The sequence below is a fragment of the Achromobacter sp. ACM01 genome (assembly GCF_014851745.1).
Classification (GTDB): domain Bacteria; phylum Pseudomonadota; class Gammaproteobacteria; order Burkholderiales; family Burkholderiaceae_B; genus Achromobacter; species Achromobacter aegrifaciens.
Window position 1 is genome coordinate 1 of record NZ_JACVAF010000028.1, and the last position, 375, is coordinate 375.

The 375-nt window shown below is 66.4% G+C and carries 1 protein-coding gene; it reads right to left on the reverse strand.

From position 1 onward, the window contains the following. Nucleotides 1-375, reverse strand: a 375-nt coding sequence (locus IB268_RS31375; RefSeq protein WP_192355307.1) for a VCBS domain-containing protein, incomplete at both ends; no start/stop codon positions are given.

The window sequence follows — 375 nt, forward strand, 5'->3', positions numbered from 1 at the left end:
TGTTGTTCAGCTCGTAGGTGTAGGTGCCGTCGGCCTTGAGGACGATCTTGCCGTACTCGCCGTTGACGGCGGTGTTGACGTTGCCGGTGACGTTCTGGCCGGCGGGGACCGTGCCCTTGGCCACGCCCACGACGTTGGTGACGTCCGCGCCGAGGGTGTCGGCACCGGTGCCGGTGATGACGTTGCCGGAGGCGGTCAGTGCGGTGTCTTCCGTGACGGAAGCGGTGTCGGGCTTGGCTTCGGGCGCCGTGTCGGTGATGAGTACGACCAGGTCGTCGGACTTGACCTGGTTGGCCGCATCGGTGACGGTGACGGTGAACTTGTCGGTGACGGAGTCGTCGCCGGCGGTGTGGTTCTTGGCCGTCCCGTCCTGCT